Origin of the sequence: Paracoccus alkenifer (genome assembly GCF_900108405.1) — a bacterium.
Lineage (GTDB): Bacteria > Pseudomonadota > Alphaproteobacteria > Rhodobacterales > Rhodobacteraceae > Paracoccus > Paracoccus alkenifer.
Map to the genome: position 1 here is coordinate 653,828 of NZ_FNXG01000002.1, position 15,751 is coordinate 669,578.

10 protein-coding genes are annotated in these 15,751 nt (G+C 68.5%); 3 read left to right on the top strand and 7 right to left on the bottom strand.

Annotated features, from left to right (window positions below; all coding sequences use genetic code 11):
* Positions 1–83 precede the first annotated feature (83 nt).
* The 5 genes from sucC to BLW83_RS07355 all read right to left on the bottom strand — a co-directional run bounded on the left by sucC (position 84) and on the right by BLW83_RS07355 (position 8,741).
* The gene (gene sucC, locus BLW83_RS07335; protein ID WP_090847065.1) at positions 84–1,277 is read right to left on the bottom strand and encodes an ADP-forming succinate--CoA ligase subunit beta; all 1,194 of its coding nucleotides are present in this window, start codon (positions 1,275–1,277) and stop codon (positions 84–86) included.
* A gap of 210 nt (positions 1,278–1,487) precedes the next feature.
* Positions 1,488–2,627, bottom strand: a complete 1,140-nt coding sequence (wecB, locus tag BLW83_RS07340; protein ID WP_090847067.1) for a non-hydrolyzing UDP-N-acetylglucosamine 2-epimerase — start codon at positions 2,625–2,627, stop codon at positions 1,488–1,490.
* Entirely contained in the window at positions 2,624–3,478 is an 855-nt protein-coding gene (locus BLW83_RS07345) for a sulfotransferase family 2 domain-containing protein (protein WP_177172510.1), read from the bottom strand. The genes wecB and BLW83_RS07345 overlap by 4 nt, the downstream gene beginning before the upstream one ends.
* 126 nt (positions 3,479–3,604) lie before the next feature.
* Complete coding sequence (locus BLW83_RS07350; protein WP_090847071.1) at positions 3,605–7,294, bottom strand: glycosyltransferase; 3,690 nt, start codon at positions 7,292–7,294, stop codon at positions 3,605–3,607.
* 70 nt (positions 7,295–7,364) lie between these two features.
* On the bottom strand, positions 7,365–8,741 hold the full coding sequence (locus BLW83_RS07355) for an aminotransferase (protein WP_090847073.1): 1,377 nt from the start codon (positions 8,739–8,741) through the stop codon (positions 7,365–7,367).
* A 181-nt stretch (positions 8,742–8,922) separates the two neighbouring features.
* Between BLW83_RS07355 and BLW83_RS07360 the strand changes: the two genes are divergently transcribed.
* The 3 genes from BLW83_RS07360 (at position 8,923) to BLW83_RS07370 (ending at position 11,575) form a co-directional block, all read left to right on the top strand.
* On the top strand, positions 8,923–9,405 hold the full coding sequence (locus BLW83_RS07360) for a DUF2380 domain-containing protein (protein ID WP_090847075.1): 483 nt from the start codon (positions 8,923–8,925) through the stop codon (positions 9,403–9,405).
* Between the two features lie 80 nt (positions 9,406–9,485).
* On the top strand, positions 9,486–10,793 hold the full coding sequence (gene miaB, locus BLW83_RS07365; RefSeq protein WP_090847077.1) for a tRNA (N6-isopentenyl adenosine(37)-C2)-methylthiotransferase MiaB: 1,308 nt from the start codon (positions 9,486–9,488) through the stop codon (positions 10,791–10,793).
* Positions 10,790–11,575 (top strand): NAD(P)-binding domain-containing protein, encoded by a 786-nt coding sequence (locus tag BLW83_RS07370; RefSeq protein ID WP_090847079.1) that lies wholly within the window; start codon positions 10,790–10,792, stop codon positions 11,573–11,575. The genes miaB and BLW83_RS07370 overlap by 4 nt, the downstream gene beginning before the upstream one ends.
* 179 nt (positions 11,576–11,754) lie before the next feature.
* On the opposite strand, the gene kce is transcribed toward BLW83_RS07370, so the two are convergent.
* Positions 11,755–12,690: a 3,5-dioxohexanoate:acetyl-CoA acetone transferase gene (kce, locus tag BLW83_RS07375; RefSeq protein ID WP_090847081.1), complete on the bottom strand. Its 936-nt coding sequence runs from the start codon at positions 12,688–12,690 to the stop codon at positions 11,755–11,757.
* 6 nt (positions 12,691–12,696) lie between these two features.
* Positions 12,697–15,744: an ATP-binding cassette domain-containing protein gene (locus BLW83_RS07380; protein WP_218139088.1), complete on the bottom strand. Its 3,048-nt coding sequence runs from the start codon at positions 15,742–15,744 to the stop codon at positions 12,697–12,699.
* Between the last annotated feature and the right edge of the window lie 7 nt (positions 15,745–15,751).

Consider the following 15,751-nt stretch of genomic DNA (forward strand, 5'->3'; position numbering starts at 1 on the left):
GGTCGCATCATGATAGAAATCATCGAGACGCCTGGTCTCGTGGAGGCGTTGGCATGTCCTCTCGACAGACATGCCTTGGCCGCTTACCCCTTGACCGCCTTGACGATCTTTTGCGCGCCGTCCTTGAGGTCGTCGGCGGCGATCACGTTCAGGCCGGATTCGGCGATGATCTTCTTGCCCAGCTCGACGTTCGTGCCTTCGAGCCGCACCACCAGCGGAACCTGTAGTCCGACCTCTTTCACCGCGGCGATGATGCCCTCGGCGATGATGTCGCAGCGCATGATGCCGCCGAAGATATTGACCAGGATGCCTTTGACGTTGGGGTCCGAGGTGATGATCTTGAACGCCTCGGTCACTTTTTCCTTGCTGGCGCCGCCGCCGACGTCCAGAAAGTTCGCCGGTTCCGCGCCATACAGCTTGATGATGTCCATGGTGGCCATCGCCAGCCCGGCCCCGTTCACCATGCAGCCGATCTCGCCGTCCAGCGCGATGTAGTTGAGGTCATATTTCGAGGCTTCGAGTTCCTTGGGGTCTTCCTCGGTCTCGTCGCGCAGCGCCAGGATTTCTTTCTGGCGATACAGTGCGTTGTTGTCAAAGCCGACCTTGGCGTCCAGCACCTTGAGCTGACCCTGCTCGGTCACGATCAGCGGGTTGATCTCGAGCATCTCCATGTCGCGTTCGACAAAGGCCTTGTAGAGCAGCTTGACCAGCGCGCCGCATTGCTTGACCTGATCGCCCGACAGCCCCAGCGCAAAGGCGACGCGGCGGCCGTGGAAATCCGACAGGCCCGAGGCCGGGTCGACGCTGAACGAAACGATCTTTTCGGGGGTCGCGGCCGCGACTTCCTCGATGTCCATGCCGCCCTCGGTCGAGGCGACAAAGCTGATGCGCGAGGTCGAGCGGTCGACCAGCAGCGCCAGATACAGCTCGCGCTCGATGTCCGAGCCGTCCTCCAGATAGATCCGGTTCACCTGCTTGCCGGCGGGGCCGGTCTGGTGGGTGACCAGCGTGTTGCCCAGCATCTGGCGGACGTTCTCGACCACCTCGTCCACGGATTTGGCCAGGCGCACGCCGCCCTTGTCGCCGGCCTCTGACTCGGTAAAGCGGCCCTTGCCGCGGCCGCCGGCGTGGATCTGCGACTTGACGACCCACAGCGGGCCGGGCAATTCACGGGCCTTGGCGGCAGCTTCGTCGACGGAAAGGACCGCGCGGCCCTCGGACACCGGGGCGCCGTATTGCTTCAGCAGCGCCTTGGCCTGGTATTCGTGGATGTTCATGGGAACCTCGCAAGGAAACTCGGCCATTTCTCTGGCATAAGCTGCGGGTAAAGCAAGCATGACGGGGCCTGTTCAGCGGGGTTTCGCCGTTTTGCCCGACTCTGTGATCACACGCGCGCAGCCTGTGATCACAAGCCGGCGCGCCGTGCCGTCCCGTGCCCCGCGGGGGCCTGCCGCGGTCGCAGGCCAGACGCCTGATCGCGGACGGCATCACGCCGCCATCTGCACCCGGTCCGACACCGGAATCGCTACCCCCAGCAGGTCGCGGCGCAGCACCGCGAGGATGCGCCCGGCCGCCGCCCCGTCGCCGTAAGGAGAGTGGTGGCGCGCCATCGCGGCATAGGCCGATGGGTCGTCAAGCAGTTCCTGCGCAGCGGCGCGAATGGTTTCGGTGGCGGTGCCGACCAGACGGGTGACGCCCTCCATCACCGCCTCGGGGCGCTCGGTGGTGTCGCGCAGCACCAGGACCGGCTTGCCGAGTGCCGGCGCCTCTTCCTGGACGCCGCCCGAGTCCGACAGGATCAGCGTCGCGCGCTGCATGGCGCCGACAAAGGCGGCGTAGTCCAGCGGCTCGCACAGGATCACCCGCTCGGCCCCATCGAAGCGGGCGCGGATCACCTCGCGCACGTTTGGGTTGTGGTGGACCGGCAGCACCATCTGCACGTCGGGGTTGTCGCGCATCAGCGCGGCCAGCGCGTCGCAGATGCGCAGCAGGGGCGCGCCGAAATTCTCGCGCCGGTGCAGGGTAACCAGCAGCATCCGCCGCGCCGGGTCCAGCCCCAGCCCGGGGTCGGGGGCAGTTGCCGCGACATGATGCAGCGCGTCGATGACGGTATTGCCGGTAACATGGACGCGCGCGCCGTCATGCCCTTCGGCCAGCAGCCGGTTGGCCGCCAGCCCGGTGGGCGCGAAATGCCAGCGGGTCAGCTGGCTGGCGACGACGCGGTTCATTTCCTCGGGGAAGGGGCTGTCAAGATCGCCGGTGCGCAGCCCCGCCTCGACGTGGCCAAAGGGGATGCGTTCGTGGAACGCGGCCAGTGCAGTCGCCAGCACCGTGGTGGTGTCGCCCTGCGCGATTACCGCGTCGGGTTTTTCGCGGGCCAGCACCTCTTCCAGCCGGATCAGCAGCCGGCCGGTCAGCCCGCTGAGCGTCTGGCCGGGCTGCATGATGTCCAGGTCGATGTCGGGGACGATCCCGAAGATGTCGAGCACCTGGTCCAGCATCTGGCGGTGCTGCGCCGTCGCCAGCACCCGGCAGTCGAAACCGGGGTCCGCCTGTAGCGCGCGGATGAGCGGCGCCATCTTGATCGCCTCGGGGCGGGTGCCGATGGTGCAGATGATCTTTTTCATGGCCTGTGGTCCCTGGAAATCAGCGCCGAGGCGCGGTCGTAAAGCGCAAGATCCTGTGTGTTCGCGCGGATCAGCCGGTTGCGCAGGGCGAACGGCAGCGGGGCGAGGACTGCCTCGACCTGTGCTGCGACGGGGGCGGCGTCCTGCCGGGTGACGTTGTGGCGGGTGTCGTCGGGCAGGGTCAGTGTCAGCCCGTGTTCGGCCAGAATCCGGCCAAAGCGGGTCACGTCGGGCTCGAACATCTCGGCCCGGCCCAGCAGTTCGATCCCGGCCAGCACCCGCGTCGCGGTGCCGAGGTCATATTCAATCCCGGCGGCCCCGCGCCGCAGCAGCGGCCGGCAACGAAATGGCGCGGCCAGAAACCTTGTCTGCGCGTTCGAGACATGCACGGTTTCCGCAGGAACGCTCAGGCAATGTTCGATCCAGCCGGCGAAATCATGCTGCTGGGCCGCGATGCCGGTCGAGGTCGCATCGAAGGGCGGCGGATCAGCCAGCCCCTGCGCTGCAAGCTCGGCCCGCAGTTCGTCCGGCGGCAGCGTCGCCAGCGCCGTGCCGTCGGCGCGTTCCGGCCCGCGCTTGAAGCGGTAGATCGAGGCGATCCGCAGGAACGGGTTGCGCAGGAACACCGCCGCCAGCACCCGGTAATCCAGCGACGACGGCTGCGGCAACGCCACCTGATGCGAGGAAAACGCCACCGTATCCGGGCGGCGCATGATGATCCGGTCCAGCTGTTCCTGGTCTATGGAAAAGAACGGAAAAGGCCCGTCGAAACATTCATGCCGCGCCCCATAGTTATGGCGCAACACATGGTCGAACGAGGTGCCTGCGTTCTTGTAGATATGATAATGCACGATGACCGGCCGCGGCCCGCCCGCGCCTTGCGGGGCGGGCGCGGGTCCGGCGGATCGATTCGGGTTTGTCTGGCTGCACATGACTTGGACTGTGCCACCAAGGAATGAAGATCCGGTTAAGCCGGATCATCGCGCGGGCAGGCTGCCGGCGGGGCGGCGGTCGCGATAGCGATGCGCGTTCCATTTGCCCCAACGGTCCTCGAAAATCGCGCGGTTGCGGTCGAACAGCGCCTGTTTTTCGTCCGAGGGCAGGGTGCTGAAGCTGGCGGACAGATGGTGGTGGCAAAAGCCGTCCTCTGCCAGCGCCATTTGCAGCCCCGCCGCGCGAAAGGTCGCGCAATGGTCGTCGTCCTCGAACATGCCGCGGCCGTAGATTTCGGGCAAAAGCCCCAGCCGCTCAAGATCCGTGCGGCGGAACATCGCGCAGAAATACGCGCAGACCTGCATGGGCGTCCATTGCCCGCGTTGCCCGGTGGCCAGAGCGCGCGCGGCAAGCGCCATTTCCTCCATGTCGGCATAGGCGATCTCGACCCGCGCCTCGTTGCCGATATTGTTGGTCAGCGGGCCGACAATGCCGGTTTCGGGGTGGCGTTGCAGGTGGCGCTGCATCGCCAGCAGCGCGCCGGGGGCCAGAAAAGTGTCGTTGTTCAGCAGCAGGACATGGTCGCCGGTCGCGGCCTGGATGCCGCGGTTGTTGCCCGCAGCAAAGCCCAGGTTTTCACCGTTTTCCACCAGCACGATCCGCGGGTCGCCGGCCGCGCGGGCGCGCAGCGCGTCCAGCACCGGGGGCGCCGAGCCGTTGTCGACAAGCACCACCTCAAGATTGGGATGGACCTCGTGCCCCAGCATCGCGTGCAGGGCGGCCAGCGTCATGTCGATGTCATCCCCGTAATGCAGCACCACCACCGACAAACGCGGCTCGGTGCGCATATGGGCCAGCATGTCGGCGGCGCGGAAATCCCATGCGTTTTCCAGCGCATAGCGTCGCAGCCGCGCCCCGAAGTCGGGATCGCGGGCCATCGGCGCGGCACGGCGGATCGCGGCGGCGAAAGCCTCGGGGCTGTCGGCGCGTAACACCAGATCGCCCGCCCGCCCCAGCTCGGGCAGCGAGGTGGACACCGTCGGCCGCCCCACCGCCGAATATTCGTAGAACTTGACCGGGTCGCAGGCCTTGATGATCGGCAGCAGCTGAAAGGGGATGATCAGCACATCCATCTGTTGCAGGAACGCGGGCACGTCGGCATAGGGGATTTCCCCGTGCAGCGTCACATTTCCCAGATCCCCCAGCCGCAGCGGCGGCTCTGCCGTGACGGCGCCGCACAGGTGGATGTCGAAATCCGGGTTGGCGCGGGCGACACGCTCCAGCAGGTCGCTGTCGAACCACTCGGCGATCGCGCCGACATAGCCGACCCGGATCGTCCCGGCGCGCGGCGGGTCCAGCCAGTCCGGCGCCGGCTCATCGCGCTCGCGGATGAAATGGCTGACATCGGTGCCGTTGCGCACCAATGCTACCTCGCGCAGCGGGGCGAACTTGTCGGCCAAGTATTGCGAACTGACCACCATCTTGTCGACGCGGGCGACCATGTCGCGCTCGGCCTCGATCACCTGCGGCCCGGTGTTGGAAAAGCCGCCGATATCGTCCATGCAGTCGAAGGTCAGCTGGAATTCCGGCGACAGGTGGCGGGCCAGATGCCACCAATAGGGGTGCTGGATGACCACATGGCTGACGGGCGAGACCCCCACCGCATCGGCCAGCGCGTGGAAATGATCGACCCACGCCCGCGCCTGCGCCCCCGAAGGCACGCCGGTATAGGCTGCAACCCCCCGCATCCCCCGTGCGGGCAGGCGCACCACATGGACCCCCGGCGCAACCTCGCGCGCGGTGCCGTGCCCGGCCGAGGGCTCCATTTCCACATAGAACACCCGGTGCCCAGCGGCGGCCATGCGGGTGGCCAGGTGCTGCGGGCGCTGGGTGCGGAAATCCCAGGCGATGATCGAGAGGACGAAGATGTCGGGCTTGCCGCTGCCCGGCGCAACCGCCGCATATCCCGCGGCGGAGGAGGTCGAGGCCGGCCCGGCAAAGGCCAGCGCGCGGGGGATGCCGCCCGGCACCGGCAGGCGCCGGCGCAGCCGTTCGACCGCGGTGCCCGGCAGCGCGCGGCGCAGCGCCCGGCCGCCCAGGCGCCAGGCGCGGCGATAGATCGGTCTCAGAACCGCCAGTTGCTCGCGGTTCAGCCAGTCGGCAGTCTCGGCCAGCACCCGCTCGGTCGATTCAAGATGGGTGCGCAGCCGGTCCTCGTGTTCCTCAAGAGCGGCAATGACCTGCGCCTGCTGCTCGGCCACATCGGCCAGCTCGTCGCGCCGGGCCGCGGCGTCCGCGGCAAGAAGTTGCAGCGCCGCAAGCTCGGCGACCGCCTGATCGCGCTGCGCGGCCAGAGCCGCGGTGGCAAGCTCATGCTGCGCCTCTGCCTGCGCCAAACGCGCGTCCAGCACCAGCGCGGCCTCGTCCCGCTGCGCCTCGGTGGCGGCCAGCTGCGCACCGAGCGAGGCGACCGCCTGATCCCGCTGCGCCTCGGTCGCCGCCAGCCGCGCGCCGAGCAAGGCGACCGCCTCATCCCGCTGCGCCTCGGTTGCCGCCAGCTGCGCGCCGAACGAGGCGACCGCCTGATCCCGCTGCGCCTCGATCGTCGCCAGCCGCGCGCCCAGCGAGGCGACAACCTCGTCCCGCTGCGCTTCGGTTGCCGCGACTTGCGCGCTCAACCCGGCAATTGCCTCGTCGCGCTGCGTTTCCGTCGCGGTCAGCTGCGCGCTCAACAAGGCGATTCCCCGGTCCCGCTGGGCCTCGGTCGCGGCCAGCTGTCGGGCGCCCGCTGCAAGCGCCTGCTGCAACCGCTCGGAGTGCGCCTGACGCTGACGCAGCGCCGCGGCGCAGGCCAGCTCGGCCTCGCGGATAACAGCGGTCTCAAGGTCGTGGCGGGCGCGAAACTCGGCCACCAGCGCGTCCAGGGCATCTTCATGCTCTTTCATCTTGCTGCAAATATCCTCGGGGGTCCGGGGGCAGACAGCCCCCGGCGCTACAGCGCCCCCGCTCGCCGAAAGCGCGTGATACACATTCCCTGCAAGCCGCATGGCCGGAGTGTCCGGCAAGGGCGCCCCCGCGCCATGCACCGCCGCCGGCAGAAACATCGCCAAGGCACGCAGCTGCGCCCCGGCATCGGGCGTGCTGCCGCAAAGCGCCGCGATCCGGGCCAGCATCGCGGCCGGATCGCGGGTCCAGCCGGGAAAGGGCACCAGCATTCGTGCCATTCCCTGACTGTATTCCAGCGCTGACAGCGTGTGCTGCACCCAGGACAGCAGCGCTATGTCGGCCCCGGTGCCGTTGCGCCGCGCCAGCGACTGCGCGACCTCGGCCGGGTCGCGCAGGGCGATCAGCGCGGCCACGTCAATCCCGCGCGCCTTTGCCCACGCCCGCCACAGCGGCAGGGTCAGGGACAGCCGCGGATCCTTGATGACGATGCGCCGCGCCGCGCCGAAGCTTTCCCCGACCGCCGCATCCATCTGCGCCAGCAGCGCCGAATCGGTCGCCGGCAGATCCAGCCGCCCGGCGCGCAGCCACACAGCCCCCTGCTGCGCCAGGATCGCGTCGTTCAGCGCCACCACCGCGCGGGGTTCGAAATGCCCGCGCGGGTTGTCGGGGGCGGGGCCGCCCGTGTCATGGGGCAGCGCCAGCCCCAGCGCGCCGCAGCATTCGCTGAGATACGAGGTGCCGCTGCGATGCATTCCCGCGATCAGCAGCGCGAAATCGATCCTGTCCAATGGCCTGCCCGAAAGAGTTGTTCCCTCGGACAGGCTAGCGCCGACGTATTAATTTACGCTTAACGCCGGATCACGCCTCGCCCTCGGCCCGCAGCCCGTCGAACACCTGTTCCAGCGCCCGGTCGAGTTTCTGGAACATCTCGTCCATCTGCGCGTCGGTCAGGATAAAGGGCGGGCACAGCACGATCGACTGCCCCAGCGGCCGGCAGATCAGCCCCAGATCGGTGCAGGTGTTGGCGATGCGCTCGCTGACCGACAGATGCGGCGGAAAGGGCTGGCGGGTCTCGGCGTCCTTCACGGCCTCAAGCGCCCACATGAAGCCGACGCCCCGCAGCTCGCCGATGTTTTCGTGGCGCTGCATGATGTCGCGCAGCCCCGCCTCCATCCGCGGGGCCTTGTCGATGACGTTCTGCGCCAGCCCTTCGTTCATCACCACGTCGATGGCTTTCAGCGCGATGGCGCAGCCGACCGGGTGGCCGCTAGCGGTGAAACCGTGGGGGAATTCCTCGATCGGGGCGATGGCTGCGTCCAGCCGGTCGGAAAGTTCCGGCCCAAGGATCACTGCCCCCATCGGAAAGAACCCGGCAGTCAGGTTCTTGGACGAGATGATCGCATCGGGGGTGAACCCATAGGTCTCGCAGCCCCAGGTCGACCCGGTGCGGCCGAACCCGCAGATCACCTCGTCCGAGATCACCGGGATCCCGTGTTTGCGCAAGATCGGGACCAGCGCCTGGAAATACCCCTGCGCCGGGGGGATCACGCCGCCCGCGCCCTGCACCGGTTCGGCAAAGAATCCGGCGATGGTGTCGGCGCCTTCGCGGGCAATCACCTCTTCCAGTTCGGCGGCCAGACGCGCCACGAATTCGGATTCCGATTCGCCGGGCTTGCCCTCGCGCCAGAAATGCGGGCAGGTCAGGTGGATGAAACCGGGCAGAGGCAGTCCGAACACCTCGTTATAAGGCTTGCCGGTCATGCTGGCGGAAACTGCGGTGACGCCGTGATAGGCGTTCCAGCGGGTCAGGATCTTGCGGCGGTTCGGGTTGCCTTCGGCCCGGTGCAGGAACCACAGCATCTTGACCATGGTGTCGTTCGCCTCGGACCCCGAGTTGGTATAGAACACCTTACCGCGCGGGAACGGAGACACCTCGACCAGCTTTTCCGACAGCATCACCGTCTGGTCGGACATGCGCCCGAAAAACGCGTGATAGCCGGGAAAGCGGTCGTATTGCGCCTTGGCGGCCTCGGTCAGGCCCTTGTGGTCAAAGCCCGCGACCATGTTCCACAGGCCCGAATTGGCATCCAGCCAGCGCCGCCCCTGAGTGTCGATGACATAGGGCCCCTCGCCATGGGTCAGCACGATGGTGCCGCGGCTCTCGATGCTGGGCAGGTCGGTAAAGCCGAACATCGACACGGTCTCGGCGCGGGCCGACCAGCTTTTTTCGTCCATGATGCGAAATCTCCTTGGTTGGGATCAGGCTAGCGCCGCCGTGGTGAGGGTTCAACGACGCAAGGCGTGGCAGAATGGCCGATTGTGCCGGCAGGCTGCCGGGTAGGGGCGGATCATCCGTTGGTCGTGGGTGCCGGGGGCGGTTCTGGACCCGGGCGCGGGCCGCGGTCAGGCTGGGCGGATGATGTTCCTGTCGCGCATCCGTGCCCGTATCTGCGGGGCTGTCCTTGCGGCTGTGGCCGCCGGGCCGGCGATGGCGGATGTCGTGGCGCTGTTGCCGGTCAAGTTCCTGGACACCTCGGGCGAGGCCGTGGATCAGGGCGCGGCGCATCTGGCGCGGCTTGAGGATTTCGGCGCGACCCTGGCCGAGGAAATGGCGGCTGGGCACGATGCAGCCATCACCCGCCTCGACGCCGCCACCGTCGCCGCCGCCTGCTCGCCCGAAACCCCGCAATGCCTGGTGGCGCTGGCCCGCGACCGCGGTGCGGACCGCGCGCTGTTCGTCGTCGTGCTCAAGACCAGCACCCTGATCATGCAGGGGTTTGCCACGCTGGTGGATACGCAGGCGGAAACCGTGATCGCGCAGCGCGACCTCAGCTTTCGCGGCGACACCGATGACAGCTGGACCCGCGCCGCCCGCTTTCTGGCCCGCGACCTGCGCTAGGCGGCGCGGGTTTCCATGGCAGGCGGGGGCCGCTATATGGGGCGGGTTCCACGGGGGCCAGCGAAAGGGCAGGGCGCGCCATGACCGACCAGACGCCGAAAAAGCTGTTCATCAAGACCTATGGCTGCCAGATGAACGTCTATGACAGCCAGCGCATGGCCGAGGCCATGGCGGCCGAGGGCTATGTCCAGACCGACCGTGCCGACGACGCCGACATGGTGCTGCTGAACACCTGCCATATTCGCGAAAAAGCCGCCGAGAAACTGTATTCCGACCTTGGCCGGCTCAAGCCGCTCAAGGGCGGGCGCCCGGATCTGAAAATCGGCGTTGCCGGCTGCGTGGCGCAGGCCGAGGGGGCCGAGATCATCCGCCGCGCCCCGCAGGTCGATCTGGTCGTCGGCCCGCAATCCTATCACAACCTGCCCGCCATGGTGCGCGGCGAGGCCCCGGCGGTGAACACCGAGTTCCCGGCCGAGGACAAGTTCGACCACCTGCCGCAGCGCCGCGCCACCCGCCGCGCGCCGGCGGCCTTTCTGACCGTGCAAGAGGGCTGCGACAAGTTCTGCGCCTTTTGCGTGGTCCCCTATACCCGCGGGGCCGAGGTCAGCCGCCCCACCGCCCGCATCATGGCCGAGGCCCGCGACCTTGTGGCGCGCGGCGTGCGCGAGATCACCCTGCTGGGCCAGAACGTCAACGGCTGGCACGGCGACGGGGCCGAGGGGTTCGGCGCGCTGATCCGGCAGCTGGCCGAAATCGAGGGGCTGGACCGGATCCGCTACACCACCAGCCACCCCAACGACATGGGCGATGATCTGATCACGGCGCATCGCGACATCCCGCAGCTGATGCCCTATCTGCATCTGCCGGTGCAGTCGGGGTCGGACCGCATCCTCAAGGCGATGAACCGCAAGCACACGGCGGACCAGTATCTGCGGCTGATCGACCGCATCCGCACAGCCCGCCCCGACATCATGCTGACCAGCGATTTCATCGTGGGTTTCCCCGGCGAAACCGATCAGGACCATGCGGCCACGCTGCGGCTGGTGGAACAGGTCGGCTTCGGCACCGCCTTCAGCTTCAAGTATTCGCCGCGGCCGGGGACGCCTGCCTTCGGGCGCGAGATGGTGGCGGATGCGGTCGCCGATGCGCGGTTGCAGGAATTGCAGGCGCTGCTGGACCGCCAGCAGCGGGTCGCGCAGGAATCCATGGTCGGGCGCACGCTGGGGGTGCTGTTTGAAAAACCCGGCCGGATGCCGGGGCAGATGGTCGGCAAGTCGGATTATCTGCACTCGGTTTTCGTCCAGGCCCCCGATGTGGCGCCGGGCGATCTGTTGCAGGTGCGGATCAAGGCCAGCGCCTCGAACTCGCTTGAGGGCGTGCTGACATGACGGGCGACACGCAGGCGGGCGGCGACATCGGGTTCATCGGCTGCGGCGTGCTGACCGAGGCGGTGGTGCGCGGCATCCGCGCGCGATCCTCGCACCCGGTGATCCGGCTGTCGCCGCGGTCCGATTCCGTGTCGCGCCGGCTGGCGGGCGAATTCCCCGACGTCATCCGCGAGGCGTCGAACAAGGACGTGGTCCGGCGCTGCCAGACCGTGTTCCTGGCGGTCCGCCCCGATCAGCTGGACCACGCGCTGGACGGGCTGGAATTCCGCGAGGACCAGACCGTCGTCAGCTTTGTGGCAACGACACCGGTGGCGCGGATCGCCGCGCTGGTCGCGCCCGCGCATCGCATCTGCCGGGTGACGCCGCTGCCCGGTATCGCCCGCCGCCAGGGCCCGGTGATCCTGTTTCCCGCGCTGCCCGAAATCGAGGCGCTGTTTCAGGATCTGGGCGATCTGATCGTCGCGCGCAGCGAGGATGAGATCAGCGATCTGGGCAGCGTATCGGGGATGATGTCGCAATTCTTCATGGTCCAGCAGGCGCTGGCGGGCTGGCTGGAAACCCGCGGCGTGGCCCCGGATGCGGCCTTGCTGTATGTGCGCTCGATGCTGGCGATGCTGGGTGAAACCGCGCTGGAAAGCCGCGGCGTGACATCCGGGGCGCTGGTCGAGGGGCACGAGACGCCCGGCGGGTTGAATGCGCATGTCCGGCAGTCTCTGGCGCAGGCCGGGGTTTTCGACGCCTATGCGGCGGCGCTGGATTCGGTGATGGATATAAAGCTGTAACCCGGTCCGGCGCGGCGGTGTCCTGCGGATAGCGCCGGACCGGGGGCTGTCTGCCCCCGCCCCCCACGACAAGAACGGGACCGCGAGGATTCGGGCGGTCGAAAATATCCTCGGGGGACGAGGCCGCAGGCCTCGCGGGGGCAGACAGCCCCCGTCCGGCCGTGCCGCGGGCGCGGCGTTCAGAAACCCAGGTCGTCGGTGCCTTTCAGGGCCAGGATCTCGCGCGCCTCTTCGGGCGAGGCGATTTCCAGCCCCAGCCCCTCGATGATCTGGCGCGCCAGCCGGACCTGCTGGGCGTTGGTCTCGGCCAGCTTGCCGGGGCCGGCCCACAGCGAATCTTCCAGCCCGACGCGGACATGGCCGCCCATCGCCGCCGACATCGCCGCGATCGGCAGCTGGTTGCGGCCCGCGCCCAGCACCGACCAGCGGTAATCGTCGCCGAACAGCCGGTCGGCCGTGCGCTTCATGTGCATCACGTCGTCGGGGTGCGCGCCGATCCCGCCCATCAGCCCGAACACGGTCTGGATGAACAGCGGCCCTTTCACGATGCCGCGGTCGTAAAAATACTTGAGGTTATACAGATGCGAGGTGTCATAGCATTCGAACTCGAACCGCGTGCCGTTGGCGCCCAGATCGGTCATCACCTTTTCCAGATCGCCGAAGGTGTTGCGAAACACGATGTCGCGGTTGCCCAGATAGGTCTTTTCCCATTCATGCTTCAGCTTGCCCTCGAAGCGGTCGAGCATGGGAAACAGGCCAAAGTTCATCGTGCCCATGTTCATCGAGGCGACCTCGGGGCGATAGGTCGCGGCGGGGCGCATCCGTTCCTCGATGGTCATGATGGGGGCGCCGCCGGTGGTCAGGTTCACGATCACCGGCGAGCGCTGCTTGATGACCTGAAGGAAGGGCAGGAACGCCTCGGGGGACTGGTCGGGGCTGCCGTCCTGCGGGTTGCGGGCGTGCAGATGGACGATGGCGGCGCCGGCCTCGGCCGCGCCGATGGCGGCCTCGGCGATCTCGGACGGGGTCACCGGCAGATGGGGCGACATGGACGGCGTGTGGATGGCGCCGGTCACGGCGCAGGTGATGATCGTCTTGCGGGGGGCTTTGGCCATGATGGGTCAGTCCTTGTCGGTCGTGGAAACGATGCGGGAACGAAGATGGCGGTCCAGCGCCGCCAGTTCGCGGTCGCGCCAGGCGGTGCGGTCGCGGATCGCCTGCGGGTCGGTTTCGGGAAAGGCGGCGGCGACGGCAGCGGCGGCGGCGGGTTCCGAAAACGCCCGTGCCCCGGCGCCGTCGTCGGCCAGCCGCGCCATGGTCGGGCCATAGCGGCGCATGTAGTCAAGCACCCCCTCGGGCGCGTTCAACGAGATGGTTTCCAGCGGCCCCATCAGCGTCCAGCGCCGTCCCAGCCCGTGGCGCATGGTGTCGTCCAGCGCCTGCACGGAACAGACGCCCTCGGCCACCAGCCGCAGCGATTCGGCCAGCAGCACCGCTTGCAGCCGGTTGAGCACAAAGCCGGGAATTTCCCGGTTCAGCACCGCCGGCACCTGCCCGGCGGCGCGATAGATCGCCTCGGCCCGCGGCAGCACCCAGGGTTCCGTCTGCGGCGAGGGACAGAGTTCGACCACCGGCACCACATGCGGCGGGTTGACCGGATGCCCGACGATGCAGCGCCCCGCCCCCGCCAGCCCGTCCGCGAATTGCGAGGCGACCAGCGCCGACGACGACGACGCAAGGATCACCCCCGGCGCCGCCGCCGCGTCCAGACGGCCGAACAGTTCGCGCTTGATCTCAAGCACCTCGGGGCCGCTTTCCTGCACCAGCGCCACGCCGTCCAGCGCCTGTTCCATGCTGTCGCAGGTGGTGACGCTTGCGGCGGCCCGGGGGTCGTTGCCGGCCTCTTGCAGCATGTCGCGCAGCAGGTCCGCCATCTGCTGCTCGCCCCCCGACAGGCGGTCGGCCTCGGTCTCCATCCGTTCGGCGAGGCGGGGGAAATACTCCAGGATCTCCTCGTCCGACCAGTGGGTGCCGGCGCCGGTGCGGCGGCGGATGCGGCCCAGTTCCAAGTTGTCGCGCACGGTCATGCCGGCGAACAGCCCGCGGCCCTGCGGCACATAGCCCACCCCCGCCCGCGCCACCGCCGCCGGCGGCAGCCCGGAGATCTGCTGCCCGTCCAGCGTGATGGTGCCCGAGCTGACCGGCGCGATCCCGATCATCGCCTTGAGCAGCGTCGATTTCCCGGCGCCGTTGCGTCCCAGCAGCGCCAGGATCTCGCCCTTGCGGATGTCGAAGCCGACGTCGTGCAGGATGTGGCTCTTGCCGTAATGGACGTTCACGCCCTCCAGCCGGCACAGGGTTTCCGTGCCCGCCTGCCCGTGGTGGGCGGTCGCCGCCACCGCCGAGGTGCCCGAGCCGATGTAGATTTCCTGCACCTTGCCCGAGCTGCGCGCCGCCGCCACGTCGCCGTCCAGCAGAACCTTGCCCTCGTTCATCACCGTCACGTGGTCGGCAAGGCTGAACACCCGGTCGATGTCGTGTTCGACCAGCAGCACCGGCACGTCCTGCGACACCTGCTTGATCAGGTTGCCCACGCGCTCGCGTTCGGCGACCGACAGCCCGGCCAGCGGCTCGTCCGCCAGCAGGATGCGCGGGGGGGTGGCCAGCGCCAGCCCGAGGTCCAGCAGCCGCTGCCCGCCGTAGGAGAGCGAGCCCGCGCGGGCGCTTTCCATCCCGCCAAGCCCGACCCACTCGATGATCTCGCGCGCCTGCGCGTTCACCCGCTCGATCGCGGCGGCCGAGCGCCAGGCGTTCATCCGCTGCGGGTCGGTGGACTGCACCGCCAGCCGGACGTTCTCGAACACGGTCAGTTCCGGGAACAGGCTGGTGATCTGGAACGAGCGGCCGATGCCCTGCCGGGCGATCTCGTCGGCGCTTTGCCCGGCGATCTCGGCGCCTTCCAGCGTCACCCGCCCGGCGTCGGGGCGCAGCATCCCGGTCAGCAGGTTGAAGGCGGTGGTCTTGCCGGCGCCATTCGGCCCGATCAGCGCGTGCAGGGTGCGGTCGCGCACGGTCAGGCTGACCCCGTCCACGGCCTTGAGCCCGCCGAAGCTCTTGGCGATCTCGTCGGCTTTCAGCACCTCGTCCGGCCCGGGCGCGCCGTCGCGGCGCAGCATCGCGGGCAGGGGCAGGGCGGTGGCGCGGCGGTCGGCCATGGCCGCGGCCAGCGTCGGCCCGGGGCGCAGCCGCGCCATCACCTGCCGGCCGATGCCCACCAGCCCCTGCGGCGCGAACATCACGAAGCCGACGAACACCAGCCCGAACCAGAACAGCCAGTTCTCCGTCCACATCGACAGGTACTCGCGGAAGAACACGTAGAACAGCGCCCCCAGCGCCGGCCCCAGGAACCCGCGCATCCCGCCGATCACCGCCATCGCCAGCAGCTCGCCCGAGAACGCCACCGACATCGGCTCGGCCGAGGTCATGCGGTTCTTGAACATCAGCAGCGCGCCGGCCAGCGCGGTGACCGAGGCCGAGGTGACGAAGGCCGCCAGCTTGTAGCGCACCACCGGGAACCCCAGCGCCATGGCGCGGGTCTGGTTCTCGCGGATCGCCTCGAGCACCCGGCCCAGCGGCGCGTTGACCAGTCGCCACAACCCAAAGGCCACCGCCAGCGCGATCAGCGCGGTGACGATATAGAAGTTCATGTTGTTGTTCAGGTCGAAGCCGCCCCAGGCGGGGCGTTCGACCCCGCCCAGCCCGTTCTCGCCACCGGTGAGCGAGGTCCAGCGAAAGGCGATGGTGAACCCCAGCGCCGACAGCGCCAGCGTCATCAGCGAAAAATAGACGCCGCGCCGGCGCAGCATCAGCACGCCGAACCCCGCCGCCAGCACCGCCGACACGGCCAGCGCCGCGGCCAGCGGCAGCCAGAAGGCGTGGCCGGGCAGGGCGCGCGCGGCCAGTGCCGCGGCATAGGCGCCCAGGCCGAACCAGGCGCCGTGGCCGAAGCTGACCAGCCCGGTATAGCCCGACAGCAGGTTCAGCCCCATGGCGGCGACGGCGAAGATCACCACCTCGACGGCCGAGGTCGTGGTCAGCCCGATCCATTGCAGCGCAAAGGGCAGTGCGGCCAGCGCCGCGGCGGCGATCAGCAGGGGATGGATACGCATGTAGCCC

Excerpts from the sequence above, each read along its gene's own strand:
- wecB (WP_090847067.1), bottom strand. The coding sequence starts at position 2,627 with ATGAAAAAGATCATCTGCACCATCGGCACCCGCCCCGAGGCGATCAAG.
- kce (WP_090847081.1), bottom strand. The coding sequence starts at position 12,690 with ATGGCCAAAGCCCCCCGCAAGACGATCATCACCTGCGCCGTGACCGGC.
- BLW83_RS07380 (WP_218139088.1), bottom strand. The coding sequence starts at position 15,744 with ATGCGTATCCATCCCCTGCTGATCGCCGCCGCGGCGCTGGCCGCACTG.
- miaB (WP_090847077.1), top strand. The coding sequence starts at position 9,486 with ATGACCGACCAGACGCCGAAAAAGCTGTTCATCAAGACCTATGGCTGC.
- BLW83_RS07360 (WP_090847075.1), top strand. The coding sequence starts at position 8,923 with ATGATGTTCCTGTCGCGCATCCGTGCCCGTATCTGCGGGGCTGTCCTT.
- BLW83_RS07355 (WP_090847073.1), bottom strand. The coding sequence starts at position 8,741 with ATGGACGAAAAAAGCTGGTCGGCCCGCGCCGAGACCGTGTCGATGTTC.
- sucC (WP_090847065.1), bottom strand. The coding sequence starts at position 1,277 with ATGAACATCCACGAATACCAGGCCAAGGCGCTGCTGAAGCAATACGGC.
- BLW83_RS07370 (WP_090847079.1), top strand. The coding sequence starts at position 10,790 with ATGACGGGCGACACGCAGGCGGGCGGCGACATCGGGTTCATCGGCTGC.